Below are 16,698 nucleotides of genomic sequence, written 5' to 3' on the forward strand. Positions count from 1 at the left end.
GACGGATTCTAGGGGCCGGCCCATGAAGATACCCCGCTTGCGCGTGCAACGGTCCGTTGCGACGATGCCCGAGGGGCAACCAGGGAATGAAGGCGGGCAGGAATGGTGATGCGTGCGTGGTGGCTGTTGCTGCTGTGTCTGCTGTGCGCGTCCGCGCCGGCGACCGTGCCCGAGATTCCGCGCTTCCGCCTGCTCGGCGCGGGTGACGGGCTGCCGTCCACCACCATTCCCGCGCTTGCGCGTGATCGCGCCGGCTATCTGTGGGTGGCCACCTGGGATGGCCTGGCCCGTTACGACGGCGTCGGGTTCAAGGTGTGGCGACACGATCCTGCCGATCCGGCATCGCTGCCCGGCAACGTGGTGCAGGCGCTGCATGTCGATGCCGCGGACCGGGTCTGGGTGGCGACCGAGAACGGCGGCCTGAGCGTGATGGGGAACGACCGCAAGGGTTTCCGGCACTACCGCCAGGCCACCCATCCGCAGATGGGCAGCGACGATGTGTTCGCGATCACCAGTCGCGGCAACGACATCTGGTTCGGCACGTTCGGCGGCGGATTGCACCGGTTGTCGGCCGAGGGCGGCATCACGCGGTTCGCGGCGGATGCTGGGGATGCCGGAGGCCTGCCGTCGGACAGCGTGCTGTCGCTGGCGTTCGACGCCAAGGGCGCGCTGTGGATCGGCACCATGGGCGGCCTGGCGCGCTATGACGGCCAGCGTGTGCAACGGCTGGCGTTGCCGGGCGGCGATGCGCTGATCATCTACTCGGTGACCGCCGACGGGGGCTCGGTATGGGTGGGTGCGTCCGATGGCGTGTATCGCTGGTCCCCCGAGGGCCACTGGGTGTCGCCGCCCTGGTCGCCGATGTTCGCGCGCCCCAATGCGTTGATCGCGATGGCCAGCGACGGCCAGGGCGAGTACTGGCTGGCCAGCCAGGGTGGACTGTGGCGGACCGAGGATGACCGCGCGCCTGCACCGGTGAACTACGACGCGCAGAGCGTGGGCATCGGTCGCGTGCTGCAGGCGGTGATCGCGCTGCCGGACGGTGGCCTGTGGGTGCCCGTGCCGACGCGTGGCCTGGCCTATCTCCACTCGGATTGGCGGCGCATCGCCGCGTTCTCGCCGGCACAAGGGCTCGGTGGCGGGCTGTATCGCGGCCTGTCGCAGGCGGGTGCCGACGGCGTCTGGATCGCCAGCAGTACCGGCAAGGTGGAACGCCTGGATACGCGCCGCGGCCACGTCACGCCGCTGTCGCACCATGCCGCCCTGCTGTCGGAACTGCGCCTCACCTCCGTGCTGGAGGACCGTCGTGGACAGGTGTGGATCGGCCACCGCAATGGCTTGATCCGCACGGATCCGCGAACCGGCGCGATGCTGCAGTGGGCGCATGAAGGGAACGATGCAGCGCCCGACAACACATCCATCGACTGGCTGGTCGAGGCCAGGGACGACACGCTGTGGCTGGTCACGCAGATGGGCAGCGTGCAGCAGCGCGATGCCATCAGCGGGCGCGTACTCAGGACGATCCGCAAGGAAGAGGGCGGAAGCGGCAGTCTTCCCGATATCGAGGGCATCGCGGTTTCGCCCAGTGGTCGCGTGTGGCTGGGAGGCGCGGAGGGCATGCTGCACTGGGACCCCGATGCCGGCCGTTTCGTCGCCGTGCCCGCGCTGGGCAGTGAGCGCGTGTATGCCTTCGCTTTCGAACATGGCGACCGTCTTTGGCTGCACCGCATGTCGGGGGTGGAGGCATGGCGCCGCGAGGCGGATGGCTGGGTGCGCGAGCGCCGGATCGGCGCGGCGGAAGGGCTGCCGGCCGTCGAGTCCACGGGCTTGGCCGTGGACCCGCAGCGGCGCGTGTGGCTGGGAACGCGTCGCGGCCTGTTCCGCATCGATCCCAACCTGCGTGGCTCGCGCGCATTGCTGCGCAACTTCGGTGTGCGCGAAGGCCTGCTGAGCCAGGAGCTGAATGATCGCGGCATATTGATGACCGCCGACGGGCTGCTCGCCACGACGGCCGCGGACGGTTCGGTGGCGCTGCTCGACACGCACCTGCCCGATCCCCGACCGATCACGCCCAACCTGGTGCTGGACAGCCTGCAGGTGAGTCGAGGCGACACGGTGCTGCACCTGCCACCGATGGCGGCGCTGGAACTGCGTCCGGAGGATCACGAACTGCTGGTGGGCACCCGCCTGCTGAGCTACGAGAATCCGCTGGGCAATCGTTATCGCTCCCTGCTGGAGGGATTCGACAGCGGCTGGATGGACCAGGGTTCCAGCGGCGAGCGCGTGTTCTCCACGCTGACGCCGGGCCGTTACCGCCTTCGGGTGCAGGCCTTCGATGCCGCCGGCAACGCATCGAAGGAACTGATACTGCAGGTCCATGTGCTGCCGCCATGGTGGCGCAGCACCTGGGGCCTGGCGCTGTTCGCCGTCCTTGGCCTGCTGATGCTGCTGGCGGCCGGCGCGGCGTATCGCAGGCGGGTGCGTCGCCGGAGCGCATGGCAGCTGGCCGAGCACAAGCGCGAGGTGGCGGAGCAGGCTTCGCTGGCGAAGACGCGCTTCCTGGCCACGCTGGGCCACGAGATCCGCACGCCCATGACCGGCGTGCTGGGCATGACCGAACTGCTGCAGGCCACGCCGCTGGACGAGCGCCAGCAGGGCTACACGAATGCGATCCAGCGTGCGGGCACGCACCTCCTGCGGCTGGTCAACGATGCGCTGGACCTGGCGAAGATCGAGGCAGGCAAGCTGGAACTGCAGCAGATCGAGTTCGACCTGCATGCGCTGATCGGCGACGTGGTCGCGCTGATGGGCCCGGTCGCGGGCAAGCGCGGGCTCGCTTTCCATGACGGTATCGCGGCGGGCGTGCCGCGCGTGGTGCGCGGTGACCCGCTGCGATTGCGGCAGATCCTGCTGAACCTGCTGGGCAACGCCATCAAGTTCACCGAGGCGGGCCATGTCTCGCTGCACGCGCTGCCGCTGGCGCCGCAGGGCGTGCGCCTGACGGTGAGCGATACCGGGCCGGGCATCAACGCCGAGCAGCAGATGCGGCTCTTCCGTCGTTTCGAGCAGGCCGAGGGTGCGCAGACCACTTCGCGCTATGGCGGCAGCGGGCTGGGCCTGGCGATCTGCCAGGAACTGGCGGTGGCGATGGGAGGGCGGATCGAGGTGGAGAGCGCACCGGGCAAGGGCACGCGCTTCTCCGTCGACCTGCCGGCCTTGCACGCGAGTGCTGGCGAACCGGTGCAGGCGCCCGCGCCGCCCGTGGGTGCGCTGGCGCAGGTGAGGCCGCTGGACATCCTGCTGGTCGAGGACGATGCGACGGTGGCGGACGTGGTGGCGGGGCTGCTGCGCGCGCGCGGCCATCGCGTGCTGCACGCTCCCCACGGACTGGCGGCGTTGACCGAGGTCGCGGGCACTGCCTTCGACCTGGCGTTCCTCGACCTGGACCTGCCCGGGCTGGATGGCATGGCGCTGGCGCAGCAGTTGCGGTTGCGGGGCGTGACCATGCCATTGATCGCGCTGACCGCGCGCACCGATGCGGAGGCAGAGCCGCTCGCACGGCAGGCCGGCTTCGACGACTTCATCCGCAAGCCGGTGACCGGCGACATGCTGGCCATGGCAATCGCATTGCTCCTCGAACGCAGCGACGGGCCGGAGAAGGGAGAAGCCTCTTGAAGGTCGCGAAACCCGGGCTCGGCGTGCTCCTGGTGCTGATGCTGGCGCTGGCCGGCACTGCGGCTGCCGAAACGCAGCAGCCTCCGTTGCTGGGCGACTACATCACCGACAGTCGCGCGCTGTACCCGCTGCGCGTGGGCGACTGGGAGGCCGTCGGCGAAAAGCGCTACGAACAGCAGGAACTGGGCGTGTCGGTGCGTTACCAGGACACCCGCAAGCCGGATCGCTGGATGGACCTGTACCTGTACCCGGCCGGCGTGATGTTCGATCCGGCATTCGAGCGCGTGTTCGACCAGAGCGTCGACGAAATCGTGCAGATCGCGCGCGAACGCGGCGCCGGCGACGTGCGCCTGGGCGACGCGCGGACGCTCCCCACGCAGCCGGTGGCGGGCGAGGGCATGCTGGGCGATTTGGCCGTCAAGGCGCGTTCGTTCGCGATGGAGATCCCGATGCGCGAGAAGCGGTACCGGTCCGTGCTCGCGATGACCGTGCGCGACCTGTACTTCATCAAGATCCGCTACAGCGTGGAGGCCGATACTGCTTCCGACGAGGATGTGCAGGGGCAGGCCGAGGCCTTGCTCGCCGGCTTCGCCAAGGAGGTGCGCGTGCTGAACACCGGACGCTGCCGGCAGATCCTGCAGGTCAGTCCGCTGCCGGTGGGCGGCGTGAGGCCGGAGGCGGTGATGGCCAGTACGAACGACGGGCGCGAAGACGAAATGTGGATCGCCGACGATACGGTCTATCTTCGCCCGGCGGTGATCGCACGCGAGCAGGACATGGCGCGGCTGCGCAGCGAGGCCCAGTCGATCCGCGACGTGCTGCGGGGCCGGTGCGTGTCGCCCGAGATGATGGAGATCGCCGTGCCGGACGGCATGCGCGAGATCCGCTTCGAGTACCGCCTGCCGCCGGAGCGCTCGGACGGCACCACGCCACGGCTGCGCGGACGCCGCACGGGCGTGGGGTGACCCTGCGTCCTCAGCGCAACGCGCGCACTTCGATCACGCCGAACACAGGGTCGTAGTAGAACCAGTCGCTGGTGTTGTCCGCCAGCCACGCGATCCGCGCGCGTGACGGCTGCGGCACGTGGCAGAGCAGGGCATGGCCGTAGTCTTCGCCGGGGGCGGAAGGCACGCGCGGAACATCCGACAGCAGGTCTTCGAGCGATCCGGGCTTTTCGCCCCAGCTGAGGCAGTCCGCTTCGGCATTGGTGCCCTCGGGCCAATCCATGCGGGCCCAGAATGCGTCGCGGCCACGCCGCTGCAATCGATGCGCGTCGGACGCCGCGCCATCGGCTACCTGCACGACGCGCCAGTGGTCGCCTGCCTGCTGCACGATCCACATCACGTCATCGGGGAGTGCGGTCGCGCCGTGGCTATACGTGCCGACGAAGGCCGGTTGTCCGCCTGCTTCAGCGAATGAAGGCGCTATGCAGGCCAGGAGGAGCAGGGCAAGGCAGCGCATGGCCTCAGTCCGCCCAGGCTTCGACGTACAGCGTACGGGTGGCGTCGTCCGGATCGGCGTGGATCCAGATCCCGCCGGTATCGCCGGCCGGGAGGTAAAGGCCATCGTCGGCTTTCAGCATCGTGCAGGCCATGTCCACTGCTTCCCGCGCGATGGCCTGTTCGCGGCAGGTGTCTTCGACGAACCGCCGCAGCGCGGGCGCGGCCGTGACGTAAGGCGTCGCCAGCACGTATTGATGATCGCCCCAGCGCTGGGAATCCATCAGGCGCACTTCCGTCACCGGCTGGCCCGCCAACCGCACGCGCTCAGGATGCAGCTGCGCACGGGCATTCACGGCCGTGAGCGCTTCGCTTTCGTCATCGGCCATGGCGTCATCGCAGTCCAGTTCTACGCGGACCACGTGTTGCCGCCATCCGGGCGCGAGTTCATCCAGGCGGCGTGCGCGGATGCGCTCGCAGCCCGGCGCGGCATCCAGTGCGTGCGATGCGTGGTCATCCGGCACCACCATCACCAGCGCCGGGAAGTCACCTCCGGCGACATGCAGGACGTGCGGCGCGCGGTTGTCTTCGGCGCGGGCATGTGCCCCTGCCATCAGCAACAGGCTGGCGGCAGCGGGGGCGAGCAGGGGGCGGCATTCCATTGCGTCACTCCGGCGGAAAAGGGCGTGGATCAGCGCGCGCTGTAGGCGTGCACTTCGTCCACCAGCACCGCGACGTGGTCCGGGTTCATGTCCGGCGACATGCCGTGGCCAAGGTTGAAGACGTGGCCCTCGCGCGAACCGCCATTGCCGTCGCGATAGCTGTCCAGCGCGCGGCGCGCTTCGCGGCGGATGGCGTCGGGCGAGCCGTACAGCGTGGCCGGATCCAGGTTGCCCTGCAGCGCGACCTTGCCCTGCGTGCGACGTGCGGCCTCGGACAACTCCACCAGCCAGTCCACGCCGACGCCATCGGCGCCGGTGTCGGCCAGGTCTTCGAGGTAGGCGGCGGTGCCCTTGCCGAACAGGATCAGCGGAGCACGCTCGGCGCCCTCGCCACGGTCGAGTTCCTGCGCGATGCGTTGCAGGTAGGGGAGGGAGAATTCACGATACATCGCCGGGCTCAGCACGCCGCCCCAGGTGTCGAACACCTGCAGTGCCTGCGCGCCAGCGGAGCGCTGCGCGGCGAGGTAGGCAATCACCGCGTCGGTGTTGACCGAGAGCAGCCGATGCAGCGTGTCGGGGTCGTTCAGGGCCATCGCCTTGATGCGCGCGAAGTCCTTGCTGCCGCCGCCTTCCACCATGTAGCAGGCCAGCGTCCACGGGCTGCCGGAGAACCCGATCAGCGGGACCTTGCCGTCCAGTTCGCGCCGGATCACGCGCACCGCATCCATCACGTAGCGCAGCTCGGTTTCCATGTCCGGCACGCCGAGCTTGGCCGCGTCGGCGGCGCTGCGCACGGTGCGCTCGAACTTCGGGCCTTCGCCTTCGACGAAGTACAGGCCCAGGCCCATCGCATCCGGAATGGTCAGGATGTCGGAGAACAGGATCGCCGCGTCCAGGTCGAAGCGGCGCAGCGGCTGCAGGGTGACTTCGCAGGCGATGTCGGGGTTCTTCGCCATGCCGAGGAAGCTGCCGGCCTCCTTGCGGGTGGCTCGGTACTCCGGCAGGTAGCGGCCGGCCTGGCGCATCAGCCAGACGGGCGTGCGGTCCACGGGTTCGCGGCGCAGAGCGCGCAGGAAACGATCGTTCTTGAGGGCAGTCATCGGGAATCCGGGGGAAAGGGTTACTTGGGCGCGTCGGCGCCGCGGGCGAACATCAGCTGGAAGCCACGCTTGAGGTGGCTGTCGCGGGCTTTCTCGAAGGCCGCGTTGGCCTCGTCCTGCAGCAGGTACTGCTCGCGTTTGAGCGTGGCGCGACCGCCGATCTGGCCGGTTTCGCGCAACAGCTCCCAGCCGCCGAACAGATCGGGCTGCAGGGTCAGCTGGACGTAGCGGGGCGCTTCGCCCGCGTCGGGGCGTTGCTGGAGGAAGACGCGCATGCCGGCATTTTAGCCGGACAGCAGTGCCAGCACGCGGCTTTCGTCCACGTCCGGCACCACGTCGGCCTGGCCCAGGCCCCGCCACAGCACCAGCCGCAGGCGGCCGGCCAGGTTCTTCTTGTCCAGGCGCATGCGGGCGAGCAGGGCCTGCGGTGCCAGCCCGGCCGGAATGCGCGTCGGCAGGCCGTAGCCGGCCAGCAGGGTTTCCAGGCGGTCGGTGTCGGTCGCCGGGGCCATGCCGAGCCCGGAGGAAAGCCGTGCGGCCAGCACCATGCCCACCGCCACGGCCTCGCCATGGTTGAGGTTGTTGTTGCCCAGGCCGCCGTAGCCCTGCTCGGTCTCGATCGCGTGGCCGAAGGTGTGGCCGAAGTTCAGCAGCGCTCGCTCGCCCTTTTCCAGCGGGTCGCGCGCCACGGTCTCGGCCTTGTGCTCGCAGCTGGCAGCGATGGCCAGTGCCAGCGCCTCGCCGTCCATCGCCAGCAGCGCTTCACGTTCCTGTTCCAGCCACTGGAAGAAGCGCGCATCGCGGATGGCGCCGTACTTGATCACTTCGGCCAGGCCGGCGCGCAGTTCGCGCGGTGGCAGTGTCGCCAATACCTCCGTGTCGGCGAACACCGCGCGCGGCGGATGGAACGCGCCCACCAGGTTCTTGCCCTGCGGGATGTCGACGGCGGTCTTGCCGCCCACCGACGAATCCACCATCGACAGCAGCGTCGTGGGCACCTGCACGCAGTCCACGCCGCGCATCCAGCAAGCCGCCGCGAAGCCGGCCAGGTCGCCGACCACGCCGCCGCCCAGCGCGATCACGCAGGCGTCGCGGGTGGCGCCGAGTGTGGCCAGTGCCTCGATGGCATGGCCGAAATGCGCCAGCGTCTTCGACTCTTCGCCCGCAGGCAGGATGAAGGTGCCGATGGCGAGGTCGGGGCGCGCGGCATGCAGGGCTTCGCGCACCATGCCCGCGTACAGCGGCGCGACGATGGAGTCGCTGACCAGCAGCACGTGCCGGCCGCGCACGTGTCCGGCGAGCGCGGTGCCATCGGACAGCAGTCCGGGGCCGATGGCGATGGTGTAGGGCGTCTCGCCGCCGACGTCGACGGTGCGTGCGTTGCTCATGCGTTCTCTTCGATGGGCTGCCAGCGATGGGCCAGCAGCTGGGTCAGGCGGGCGGTCGCCTCGGGCGGCGTCAGGCCGTCGGTGTCCAGGGTCAGGTCCGCCACGTCACGGTAAAACGGCTCGCGCAGGGTGGCCATGTCCTGCAACACCTGCTCGCGGTCCGGGCGTTGCAGCAACGGGCGATTGGTGCAGCGGCCGAGCCGGCGCAACTGCGCCTCCACGCTGACCTGCAGGTAGACCACATAGCCGCGCTGTTTCATCAGGACGCGGTTGTCCGCATCCAGGACCGCGCCGCCGCCCGTGGAGACCAGTTGGCCATGGCCGGCCAGCAGTTCGCCCAGGGTCGCCTTCTCGCGCTCGCGGAAGCCGGCTTCGCCGAGGTGCTCGAACAGGGTGGTGATGCTGGCGCCGGTGCGATCGACGATGGCCTGGTCCGCGTCCACGAACACCAGCCCGAAGCGCTCGGCCACGCGCTTGCCGATGGATGTCTTGCCGGCCCCGGTGGGGCCGACCAGGATCAGGTTGGGGGCCGGATTCATGATGCTCCAGATGCTAGCACTGCCCACGCGTGGCGTGGCCTTAACACCAGCGGGTCTACGGTGGCCGTCCGGCGTCGTGCCGGGGCAACCGAAGAGGGAAGCACCATGTCCGTCGCCAAGATCATCGAGGTCAATGCGTCATCCAAGACCAGCATGGAAGACGCCGTGAAGGTGGGCCTGAAAAAGACGTCCGAGACCGTGAAGAACATCAAGGGGGCCTGGGTCAACGAGATCAAGGTCGTCACCGACGATGGCGGCAACGTCACCGAGTGGCGCGTGAACCTGCGGATCAGTTTCGTGGTGGCGTGACGCCATCAGCGTACCTCCTGTAGGAGCGACGTGAGTCGCGACCGCGGATCGGGCACGAACGGAAACTGTCTGGGCGGGATGACAATTCCGGGCCTCAAGCGCCGCTGAACCTGCGGGCGTGCGGTCGCGACTTACGTCGCTCCTACCCCTACGGACGCGGGGTGCGCGCCTCATCCAGCGCTATCGTCCTGTCCGCCACTCCCGGCAGCGTCGCCAGCAGGTGCCGGCTGGTCCGCTCGTAGTGCTGGATGAAGCGGTCCAGCTGCGCGCGATCCATGCCGGTGCGTGCAGGGTCCTGCGCCACCATCGCCCGTTCCTGCTGCCAGCGCCAGGTCCGCACGATGTCGAAGCCCGGCGGCTGCAGGAACCACAGCGCGTCGATGCGCGACCACAGCGCGGGATAGTCGCGGCGCAGGGCGTCGTTGCAGTACCGGCGCCACACGCCGCCAGGGTCTTCGTCGCGTTCCAGCGCATTGAGTGGCGCGTGCAGGGCCGCGTCGTCCTCGGGCACGGCGTTCAGGCACCAGCCTTCGAACAGCACCAGGTCCACCCGTTCCGCGATGCGGGGCCATCCGGTCTCTGGCAGACGGTCATCGGCCAGCTTGTCGAACCGGGGCAGTGCGATGTCCTCGCCGGCACGCAACGCATCCAGTACGCGGCAGCCGAGCGCCACGTCATGGGTCCCCGGTGGCCCGCGCGTCGCGAGCAAGGGGTGCACATCTCCGGCAAGACGCACGCGATCCGCACGGGTCAGGTACAGGTCGTCCAGCGACAGCACGGCGACGCGCAGGTGGGCGGCTTCTGCCTGCGTGGCGATCTGGCGGGCCAGCGTCGATTTGCCACTTCCCTGCAGGCCGGTGATGGCGAAGACCGGCGTGCGCGCAGGCAATGCGCGCGCAGCGGCCAGCGCGTCGCGGACGAGAACGTCGGGAAAGCCCTCGGGATGCGTCGCCTGCCTCATCGCGCGACAATAGCGCATGCCCGGGACGCGGGCGCTGCCCTGACCACGCCATGACCGATCTGTACGCCGAAGCCCTGTCCACGTTCGCCATACTCTACGGCGAGGCCAAGTCGTCGGGCACCGAAGTCGAACCCAACGCGATGACGCTCGCCACCGCCACGCCGGACGGCCGTCCCTCCGCACGCACCGTGTTGCTGAAGGCGTTCGACGAACTGGGCTTCGTCTTCTACACCCACACCCACAGCCAGAAGGGGCGCGAGCTGCACGACAACCCGTGGGCCGCGCTGCTGTTCCTGTGGCGCAGCCTGCGCGAGGCCGGCATCCAGGTGCGCGTGGAAGGCACGGTGACGGCGGTCAGCGATGCCGAAGCCGATGCCTACTTCGCCTCCCGCCCGCGCCAGAGCCAGCTGGGCGCGTGGGCTTCGATCCAGTCCGAGACGCTGGATTCGCGCGAAGCCTTCGAGACGCGCATGGCGGAGATGGAGGCACGCTTCGCCGGTGCCGACGTGCCGCGCCCGGACGGATGGAGTGGTTACCGCGTGGCACCGGAGGCGATCGAGTTCTGGTACGGCGCGCAGTTCCGGCTGCACGAGCGCTGGCGCTACGAATGCGATGCTGCCGGCGTATGGAGCAAGCGGATGCTGTTTCCTTGAGCGAGGTACGTATCGCAGAGGCCGCGCCGTCGGACGTCACGGCCTGGGTCGCATTGCGCGCCGGACTGTGGCCGGATGCCGATGCTGCGGAACTGCATGAAGAGGCCAGGGTCTGGGACGCCACGCGCGGCATTGCATTGCTGGCCTTCGACGGGGAAGGCCATGCCATCGGTCTGGCCGAAGCCAGTCTGCGGCACGACTACGTCAACGGTACCGACGGCTCACCGGTCGGTTTCCTGGAGGGCTGGTATGTCGACCCAGCCTGGCGCGGACGTGGCGTGGGGCGTGCGCTGATTGCGCAGGTGGAAGCCTGGACGCGTGCACGCGGCTGCGTCGAGTTGGCGTCGGATGCGTTGCTCGACAACACCGCCAGCCATGCGGCGCATGCGGCCTGCGGCTTCGAGGAGACCGAGCGCGTGGTGTATTTCCGCAAGCGGCTGGTCGACTGAACCATGGGCCCGCAACGCATCGTCTGCCTCACCGAGGAGCCCACCGAGACACTGTATGCGCTGGGCGAGCAGGACCGCATCGTCGGCATCAGCGGGTTCACCGTGCGGCCGCCGCAGGCGCGCGGGGAGAAGCCGAAGGTCAGCGCGTTCACCAGCGCGAAGGTCGGCGAGATCCTGAAGCTGCAGCCGGATCTCGCGATCGGTTTCTCCGACATCCAGGCCGATATCGCCGCCGAACTCGTGCGCCATGGTGTGGAGGTCTGGATCAGCAATCACCGCAGCGTGGACGGCATCGTCGACTACGTCAGGCGGCTCGGCGCACTGGTCGGTGCCGCCGCTCGCGCCAACGAGTACGCCGATGCGCTGCAGCGCGGACTGGATGACGTGCGTGCACAGGCGGCGCGCCTGCCGCGCCGGCCGGCGGTCTACTTCGAGGAGTGGGACGAACCGCAGATCACCGGCATCCGCTGGGTGTCGGAACTGATCGGCATCGCGGGTGGCGATGACGTGTTTCCCGAGATGGCGCGCGAGCCGCTGGCGAAGCAGCGCATCCTCGCCGACGGCAGCGAGGTCGTGCGGCGTGCGCCGGATATCATCCTCGGCTCGTGGTGCGGCAAGAAGTTCCGCCCCGACAAGGTCGCGCAACGGCCGGGTTGGGATGCCATTCCCGCCGTGCGCAACGGCGAACTCCACGAGATCAAGTCGCCGTTGATCCTGCAGCCGGGTCCGGCGGCGCTGACGGATGGCGTGCGTGCGATCGCGGCGATCGTGCAGGGGTGGGCGGCGCGGCGGGCGTGAGGCTGGTGTCCGTTGTAGGAGCGACGTAAGTCGCGACCGCGGACTGGACGTCGCGAGACGGAATGGGACGTTCGCGATCCTCACGTTCGCCATGGGTCGATGTCACGGATGGCGTGCGGTCGCGACTTACGTCGCTCCTGCATGGGACGAGCTGGCCGTCAGAAATTCCGCTGGAACTTCACCGTCTCGCGGCGGCCGCCGGTCGCCACCACGATCTCGAAACGGTAGGAATTGCGCGGCGAGACGCGGGCGGTGCCGATGTAGTCGGTGTAGCCGCCGGCCTCCACTTTGCGCAGGGTGATGGCCTGGCGTGCGCCGGACAGGTCGTGCGCAGTGACACTCACGTCGCCATCGGCATCGCTCTCTTCATTGCCCTTGACCTCGCGCAGGGCGACCAGCACCAGTGCAGCGCCCGCGTCGCGCGCGACGCCGTACTGCTTCGCCACGGGTTCGCTCAACGCCAGGGTCGGCAGGGCGTTGTAACGCACGCGCAGGTTGCCGAAATCGGCCTCGGCCGGCGTGGCTTGCACGAACTCCGCGGTGCGCGGGGCCTCGCCGCCGGAGCAGGCGGACAGCAGGACCAGGGCGAGCGGGGCGGCGAATCGTTTCATGGGCATGGGGAATGTGGGCCTGGGTAGCGTACGACGTCGGGAAAGAGGCGGATGCAGGCTCAGTCGTTCGCCGCCGACAACTCGCCACCACGCACGGTGGCGGCGTGCACGGCCTGCGCCACCAGCGCTTCGAAGCCGCCCGCCTGGAAGGTCTCGATGGCCGCCTGCGTGGTGCCATTGGGCGAAGTGACGCGGCGGCGCAGCTCGGCCGGGGTTTCACCGCTCTCGGTCAGCATGCGCGCCGCGCCCAGTACGGTCTGCAGTACCAGCGTACGTGCCGCCTCATCGCACAGGCCTTCCGCCTTCGCCGCCGTTTCCATCGCTTCGGCAAGCAGGAAGACATAGGCCGGCCCGCTTCCCGATACGCCGGTGACCGCATCCATCGTGGCCTCCGCCTCGATCCACACCGTCGGCCCTGCTGCGGACAGCAGCAACTCGGCGCGCTGCCGGCCCGCCGCATCGACTTCGCTGCTGGCGTGCAGCCCGGTGACGCCGGCACCCAGCAGGGCGGGCGTGTTGGGCATGCTGCGGACCACGGGCACGCCGCCACCCAGCCAGCGCTGCATCTGCGTGGTCGTGATGCCGGCCGCGATGGACACGGCGAGCGGGCGCTGCGACTGCGCCAGCGGTGCGAGGCCTTCGCATACCGCGCGCATCACCTGCGGCTTCACAGCGAACAACCAGGTATCGGCACCGTAAGCGGCTTCGCCTGCTTCGCCGAAGACCTGCACGCCGAAATCCGCCGCCAGCGCGGCACGCAGGGGTTCCGCGGGTTCCGCCACGCGGATGCGTGAGGGATCCGCGCCGCGCTTGACCAGGCCGCCGATCAGGCTGCGCGCCATGTTGCCGCCGCCGATGAAGGCAAGCGGATGCGTCAACAGAGGGGAAGTGTTCGAGCGGGTCATGAGGTGGAGCCTCGTGGAAGCGACGGGGTGGAAGGCGGCATCAAGCGGTTCGCGCCGGCCGCGCGCCGAACAGTGCGGTGCCGATACGGACCATCGTGGCGCCATGCGCGATGGCCTGTGCGAAGTCATCGCTCATGCCCATCGACAGGGTGTCGATGCCAGGGTGCCGCGACGCCAGCGCATCCTGCAGCGACTTCATGCGGCTGAATGCCGCCGCGCGTGAGGCCGGGTCCGGATGCGGGGCCGGAATCGCCATCAGTCCGCGCAGTCGCAGGCCCGGTGCGGCGGCGATGGCATCGGCCAGGGTCATCACCTCGTCGGGATGGCAGCCGTGCTTGCTCGCCTCATCGTCGATGTTCACCTGGATGAGCACGTTCAGCGGCGGGCGATCCGCAGGCCGATAGCGTGACAGGGCGCCGATCAATGTGTGACGGTCTACCGTTTGCACCCAGTCGAAGATGCGAGCGGCGATCTCGGCCTTGTTCGATTGCAGGTGGCCGATGAGATGCCATTCCAGCCCCATGCCGGCCAGTTCGCCGATCTTCGCCTGCGCCTCCTGCACGTAGTTCTCGCCGAAGGCGCGCTGCCCGGCACGGGCCAGTGCGGCCACGGCGGCGGCGGGGTGCAGCTTGGACACGGCCAGCAGATCGGGTACTGGCCGATGGGCGGCATCCGCTGCGTTTTCAAGACGTTGCAGGGTCTCGCTGAGAGCGTCGGCGAGCATGTTCATCCAACCATTGGCGGAAACGGCAAGGGCGCTATACTGCCCTTCGGGGAAGTAACGTTCCAGTTCGCAGCAACTTGGGGAAGCAGCGTCATGGATATCGCCGAACTCTTGGCGTTCTCGGTAAAGAACAAGGCATCGGACCTCCACCTGTCAGCCGGCCTGCCGCCGATGATCCGCGTGGACGGCGACGTGCGCCGCATCAACATCCCGGCACTCGACCACAAGCAGGTGCACGCGCTGGTCTACGACATCATGTCGGACAAGCAGCGGCGCGACTTCGAGGAATTCCTGGAAGTCGACTTCTCGTTCGAGATTCCGTCGCTGGCGCGCTTCCGCGTCAATGCGTTCAACCAGAACCGCGGTGCGGGTGCGGTATTCCGTACCATTCCCTCGGAAGTGCTGACCCTGGAAGACCTGGGTTGCCCGCCGCTGTTCCGCGAGCTGATCCAGCAGCCGCAGGGCCTGATCCTGGTCACCGGCCCGACCGGCTCGGGCAAGTCGACCACGCTGGCGGCGATGATCGACCACATCAACAAGAACGAATACGGCCACATCCTCAGCGTCGAGGATCCGATCGAGTTCGTGCACACCTCGCAGAAGTGCCTGATCAACCAGCGCGAAGTGCATCGCGACACGCATGGTTTCAACGAGGCGCTGCGTTCGGCGTTGCGCGAAGACCCCGACTACATCCTGGTCGGCGAGTTGCGCGATCTGGAAACCATCCGCCTGGCGCTGACCGCCGCGGAAACGGGTCACCTGGTGTTCGCCACCCTGCATACCAGTTCGGCGGCCAAGACCATCGACCGCATCATCGACGTGTTCCCCGCCGGCGAGAAGCCGATGGTGCGCTCGATGCTGTCCGAATCGTTGCGTGCGGTCATTTCGCAGGCGCTGCTGAAGAAGATCGGCGGTGGCCGTACCGCAGCCTGGGAAATCATGGTGGGCACGCCGGCCATCCGCAACCTGATCCGCGAGGACAAGGTGGCGCAGATGTACTCGTCCATCCAGACCGGCCAGAACTACGGAATGATGACCCTGGACCAGCATCTGCAGGATCTGGTGAAGCGCAGCCTCATCACCCGGCAGCAGGCCAAGGAATACGCGAAGGACAAGCGTCTGTTTGAGTAGCCGAGATTAGGGATTCGGGATTGGGGATTCGCAAAAAGCTCGCGGTCCTTGCTCTGACGAATCCCCAATCCCGATCCCCGAATCCCGGAGTTCCGCCATGAGCACCATCGATTTCACCTCGTTCCTCAAGCTGATGGCGCACCAGAAGGCGTCGGACCTGTTCATCACGTCCGGCATGCCGCCATCCATCAAGGTGAACGGCAAGATCTCGCCGATCACGCAGACGCCGCTGACATCGCAGCAGTCGCGCGACCTGGTGCTGAACGTGATGACGCCGTCGCAGCGCGAGGAGTTCGAAAAGACCCACGAGTGCAACTTCGCCATCGGCGTGGCTGGCGTGGGCCGCTTCCGTGTCAGCTGCTTCTACCAGCGCAACCAGGTGGGCATGGTGCTGCGCCGCATCGAGACGCGCATCCCGACCATCGAAGAGCTGAACCTGCCGCCGGTCATCAAGACGCTGGCCATGACCAAGCGCGGCATCATCATCTTCGTCGGCGCCACCGGTACCGGCAAGTCCACCTCGCTGGCGGCGATGATCGGCTACCGCAACCAGAATTCCACCGGCCACATCATCACCATCGAAGACCCCATCGAGTTCGTGCACAAGCACGAGGGCTGCATCATCACGCAGCGTGAAGTGGGCATCGACACCGACAGCTGGGACGCGGCGCTGAAGAACACCCTGCGCCAGGCACCCGACGTGATCATGATCGGCGAGGTGCGCACGCGCGAAGGCATGGACCACGCCATCGCCTTCGCCGAAACCGGCCACCTGGTGCTGTGCACGCTGCACGCCAACAACGCCAACCAGGCGATGGACCGCATCATCAACTTCTTCCCGGAAGACCGCCGCACCCAGCTGCTGATGGACCTGTCGCTGAACCTCAAGGGCGTGGTGGCGCAGCAGCTGATTCCCACCCCCGACGGCAAGGCGCGCCGCGTGGCGATGGAGATCCTGCTCGGCACGCCGCTGGTGCAGGACTACATCCGTGAAGGCGAGGTGCACAAGCTGAAGGAAGTGATGAAGGAATCCACCAACCTCGGCATGAAGACCTTCGACCAGGCCCTGTTCGAGCTGTACCAGGCCGGCGAGATCAGCTACGAGGACGCACTTCGCTTCGCCGATTCGCAGAACGAGGTGCGCCTGCGCATCAAGCTGGCCCAGGGCGGCGATGCCCGCACGCTGGCGCAGGGGCTGGACGGCGTGGAGATTGCGGAAGTCCGCTGATTCCGCGCAATACACGTCAAACGGAAGGGGCGGGCGACCGCCCCTTTTTCGTGGGCGGTTGCCTGCCTTCAAGGACCTCCGGCACCCGCAAATGTTGACTTCCGGCACCTCATTGCACGACGGCTG

Annotated in this window: 18 protein-coding genes; 8 read left to right on the forward strand and 10 right to left on the reverse strand. The window is 68.2% G+C overall.

Features of this window, described 5'->3' with window-relative positions:
• Nucleotides 1-108 precede the first annotated feature (108 nt).
• Both IB223_RS03870 and IB223_RS03875 read left to right on the forward strand, forming a co-directional pair.
• Nucleotides 109-3,675: a hybrid sensor histidine kinase/response regulator gene (locus IB223_RS03870; protein ID WP_192200339.1), complete on the forward strand. Its 3,567-nt coding sequence runs from the start codon at nucleotides 109-111 to the stop codon at nucleotides 3,673-3,675.
• Nucleotides 3,672-4,640 carry a hypothetical protein gene (locus IB223_RS03875; protein WP_192200340.1) on the forward strand — a complete coding sequence of 323 codons (969 nt, stop codon included), beginning with the start codon at nucleotides 3,672-3,674 and terminating at the stop codon, nucleotides 4,638-4,640. Before IB223_RS03870 ends, IB223_RS03875 begins: the two co-directional genes overlap by 4 nt.
• 10 nt (nucleotides 4,641-4,650) lie before the next feature.
• On the opposite strand, the gene IB223_RS03880 is transcribed toward IB223_RS03875, so the two are convergent.
• Genes IB223_RS03880 through IB223_RS03905 form a run of 6 tightly spaced genes read right to left on the reverse strand, consistent with a single transcriptional unit; the run spans nucleotide 4,651 to nucleotide 8,803 of the window.
• On the reverse strand, nucleotides 4,651-5,136 hold the full coding sequence (locus tag IB223_RS03880) for a hypothetical protein (RefSeq protein WP_192200341.1): 486 nt from the start codon (nucleotides 5,134-5,136) through the stop codon (nucleotides 4,651-4,653).
• 4 nt (nucleotides 5,137-5,140) lie between these two features.
• The gene (locus IB223_RS03885; RefSeq protein WP_192200342.1) at nucleotides 5,141-5,776 is read right to left on the reverse strand and encodes a hypothetical protein; all 636 of its coding nucleotides are present in this window, start codon (nucleotides 5,774-5,776) and stop codon (nucleotides 5,141-5,143) included.
• A 29-nt stretch (nucleotides 5,777-5,805) separates the two neighbouring features.
• Nucleotides 5,806-6,876 carry a uroporphyrinogen decarboxylase gene (gene hemE, locus IB223_RS03890; protein WP_192200343.1) on the reverse strand — a complete coding sequence of 357 codons (1,071 nt, stop codon included), beginning with the start codon at nucleotides 6,874-6,876 and terminating at the stop codon, nucleotides 5,806-5,808.
• 20 nt (nucleotides 6,877-6,896) lie between these two features.
• Nucleotides 6,897-7,151 (reverse strand): WGR domain-containing protein, encoded by a 255-nt coding sequence (locus IB223_RS03895; protein WP_093300856.1) that lies wholly within the window; start codon nucleotides 7,149-7,151, stop codon nucleotides 6,897-6,899.
• A 9-nt stretch (nucleotides 7,152-7,160) separates the two neighbouring features.
• Nucleotides 7,161-8,264, reverse strand: a complete 1,104-nt coding sequence (aroB, locus tag IB223_RS03900) for a 3-dehydroquinate synthase (protein ID WP_192200344.1) — start codon at nucleotides 8,262-8,264, stop codon at nucleotides 7,161-7,163.
• Entirely contained in the window at nucleotides 8,261-8,803 is a 543-nt protein-coding gene (locus IB223_RS03905) for a shikimate kinase (protein ID WP_192200345.1), read from the reverse strand. The genes aroB and IB223_RS03905 overlap by 4 nt, the downstream gene beginning before the upstream one ends.
• Before the next feature lie 105 nt (nucleotides 8,804-8,908).
• Between IB223_RS03905 and IB223_RS03910 the strand changes: the two genes are divergently transcribed.
• Nucleotides 8,909-9,112 carry a dodecin family protein gene (locus IB223_RS03910; RefSeq protein ID WP_142123577.1) on the forward strand — a complete coding sequence of 68 codons (204 nt, stop codon included), beginning with the start codon at nucleotides 8,909-8,911 and terminating at the stop codon, nucleotides 9,110-9,112.
• Between the two features lie 148 nt (nucleotides 9,113-9,260).
• On the opposite strand, the gene IB223_RS03915 is transcribed toward IB223_RS03910, so the two are convergent.
• On the reverse strand, nucleotides 9,261-10,091 hold the full coding sequence (locus IB223_RS03915) for a kinase (protein WP_225590801.1): 831 nt from the start codon (nucleotides 10,089-10,091) through the stop codon (nucleotides 9,261-9,263).
• Between the two features lie 32 nt (nucleotides 10,092-10,123).
• Here IB223_RS03915 and pdxH point away from each other — a divergent pair, with 32 nt between their 5' ends.
• From pdxH to IB223_RS03930, 3 genes are read left to right on the forward strand one after another with little or no spacing between them, the layout of a single operon-like run.
• Entirely contained in the window at nucleotides 10,124-10,726 is a 603-nt protein-coding gene (pdxH, locus tag IB223_RS03920) for a pyridoxamine 5'-phosphate oxidase (RefSeq protein ID WP_192200346.1), read from the forward strand.
• Nucleotides 10,699-11,175 (forward strand): aminoglycoside 6'-N-acetyltransferase, encoded by a 477-nt coding sequence (aac(6'), locus tag IB223_RS03925; RefSeq protein WP_192200347.1) that lies wholly within the window; start codon nucleotides 10,699-10,701, stop codon nucleotides 11,173-11,175. Before pdxH ends, aac(6') begins: the two co-directional genes overlap by 28 nt.
• Nucleotides 11,176-11,178: 3 nt before the next feature.
• Nucleotides 11,179-11,973, forward strand: a complete 795-nt coding sequence (locus IB223_RS03930) for a cobalamin-binding protein (protein ID WP_192200348.1) — start codon at nucleotides 11,179-11,181, stop codon at nucleotides 11,971-11,973.
• 158 nt (nucleotides 11,974-12,131) lie between these two features.
• On the opposite strand, the gene IB223_RS03935 is transcribed toward IB223_RS03930, so the two are convergent.
• The 3 genes from IB223_RS03935 to IB223_RS03945 are packed head-to-tail and all read right to left on the reverse strand — an operon-like array spanning nucleotide 12,132 to nucleotide 14,213.
• Complete coding sequence (locus IB223_RS03935; protein ID WP_225590803.1) at nucleotides 12,132-12,590, reverse strand: DUF4426 domain-containing protein; 459 nt, start codon at nucleotides 12,588-12,590, stop codon at nucleotides 12,132-12,134.
• A 53-nt stretch (nucleotides 12,591-12,643) separates the two neighbouring features.
• Nucleotides 12,644-13,489, reverse strand: a complete 846-nt coding sequence (gene proC / locus IB223_RS03940) for a pyrroline-5-carboxylate reductase (protein ID WP_192200349.1) — start codon at nucleotides 13,487-13,489, stop codon at nucleotides 12,644-12,646.
• A 40-nt stretch (nucleotides 13,490-13,529) separates the two neighbouring features.
• Nucleotides 13,530-14,213: a YggS family pyridoxal phosphate-dependent enzyme gene (locus IB223_RS03945; RefSeq protein WP_192200350.1), complete on the reverse strand. Its 684-nt coding sequence runs from the start codon at nucleotides 14,211-14,213 to the stop codon at nucleotides 13,530-13,532.
• 93 nt (nucleotides 14,214-14,306) lie between these two features.
• Between IB223_RS03945 and IB223_RS03950 the strand changes: the two genes are divergently transcribed.
• Nucleotides 14,307-15,344 (forward strand): type IV pilus twitching motility protein PilT, encoded by a 1,038-nt coding sequence (locus tag IB223_RS03950; RefSeq protein ID WP_192200351.1) that lies wholly within the window; start codon nucleotides 14,307-14,309, stop codon nucleotides 15,342-15,344.
• 97 nt (nucleotides 15,345-15,441) lie between these two features.
• Complete coding sequence (locus tag IB223_RS03955) at nucleotides 15,442-16,572, forward strand: PilT/PilU family type 4a pilus ATPase (RefSeq protein ID WP_142123584.1); 1,131 nt, start codon at nucleotides 15,442-15,444, stop codon at nucleotides 16,570-16,572.
• Nucleotides 16,573-16,698 lie beyond the last annotated feature (126 nt).

Source organism: Pseudoxanthomonas sp. PXM03 (assembly GCF_014852005.1).
Taxonomy (GTDB): domain Bacteria; phylum Pseudomonadota; class Gammaproteobacteria; order Xanthomonadales; family Xanthomonadaceae; genus Pseudoxanthomonas_A.

Excerpts from the sequence above, each read along its gene's own strand:
- IB223_RS03885 (WP_192200342.1), bottom strand. The coding sequence starts at position 5,776 with ATGGAATGCCGCCCCCTGCTCGCCCCCGCTGCCGCCAGCCTGTTGCTG.
- aroB (WP_192200344.1), bottom strand. The coding sequence starts at position 8,264 with ATGAGCAACGCACGCACCGTCGACGTCGGCGGCGAGACGCCCTACACC.
- IB223_RS03955 (WP_142123584.1), top strand. The coding sequence starts at position 15,442 with ATGAGCACCATCGATTTCACCTCGTTCCTCAAGCTGATGGCGCACCAG.
- IB223_RS03910 (WP_142123577.1), top strand. The coding sequence starts at position 8,909 with ATGTCCGTCGCCAAGATCATCGAGGTCAATGCGTCATCCAAGACCAGC.
- IB223_RS03880 (WP_192200341.1), bottom strand. The coding sequence starts at position 5,136 with ATGCGCTGCCTTGCCCTGCTCCTCCTGGCCTGCATAGCGCCTTCATTC.
- IB223_RS03930 (WP_192200348.1), top strand. The coding sequence starts at position 11,179 with ATGGGCCCGCAACGCATCGTCTGCCTCACCGAGGAGCCCACCGAGACA.
- proC (WP_192200349.1), bottom strand. The coding sequence starts at position 13,489 with ATGACCCGCTCGAACACTTCCCCTCTGTTGACGCATCCGCTTGCCTTC.
- IB223_RS03935 (WP_225590803.1), bottom strand. The coding sequence starts at position 12,590 with ATGCCCATGAAACGATTCGCCGCCCCGCTCGCCCTGGTCCTGCTGTCC.
- IB223_RS03870 (WP_192200339.1), top strand. The coding sequence starts at position 109 with ATGCGTGCGTGGTGGCTGTTGCTGCTGTGTCTGCTGTGCGCGTCCGCG.
- IB223_RS03895 (WP_093300856.1), bottom strand. The coding sequence starts at position 7,151 with ATGCGCGTCTTCCTCCAGCAACGCCCCGACGCGGGCGAAGCGCCCCGC.
- IB223_RS03950 (WP_192200351.1), top strand. The coding sequence starts at position 14,307 with ATGGATATCGCCGAACTCTTGGCGTTCTCGGTAAAGAACAAGGCATCG.
- pdxH (WP_192200346.1), top strand. The coding sequence starts at position 10,124 with ATGACCGATCTGTACGCCGAAGCCCTGTCCACGTTCGCCATACTCTAC.
- hemE (WP_192200343.1), bottom strand. The coding sequence starts at position 6,876 with ATGACTGCCCTCAAGAACGATCGTTTCCTGCGCGCTCTGCGCCGCGAA.
- IB223_RS03915 (WP_225590801.1), bottom strand. The coding sequence starts at position 10,091 with ATGCGCTATTGTCGCGCGATGAGGCAGGCGACGCATCCCGAGGGCTTT.
- IB223_RS03945 (WP_192200350.1), bottom strand. The coding sequence starts at position 14,213 with ATGCTCGCCGACGCTCTCAGCGAGACCCTGCAACGTCTTGAAAACGCA.
- IB223_RS03905 (WP_192200345.1), bottom strand. The coding sequence starts at position 8,803 with ATGAATCCGGCCCCCAACCTGATCCTGGTCGGCCCCACCGGGGCCGGC.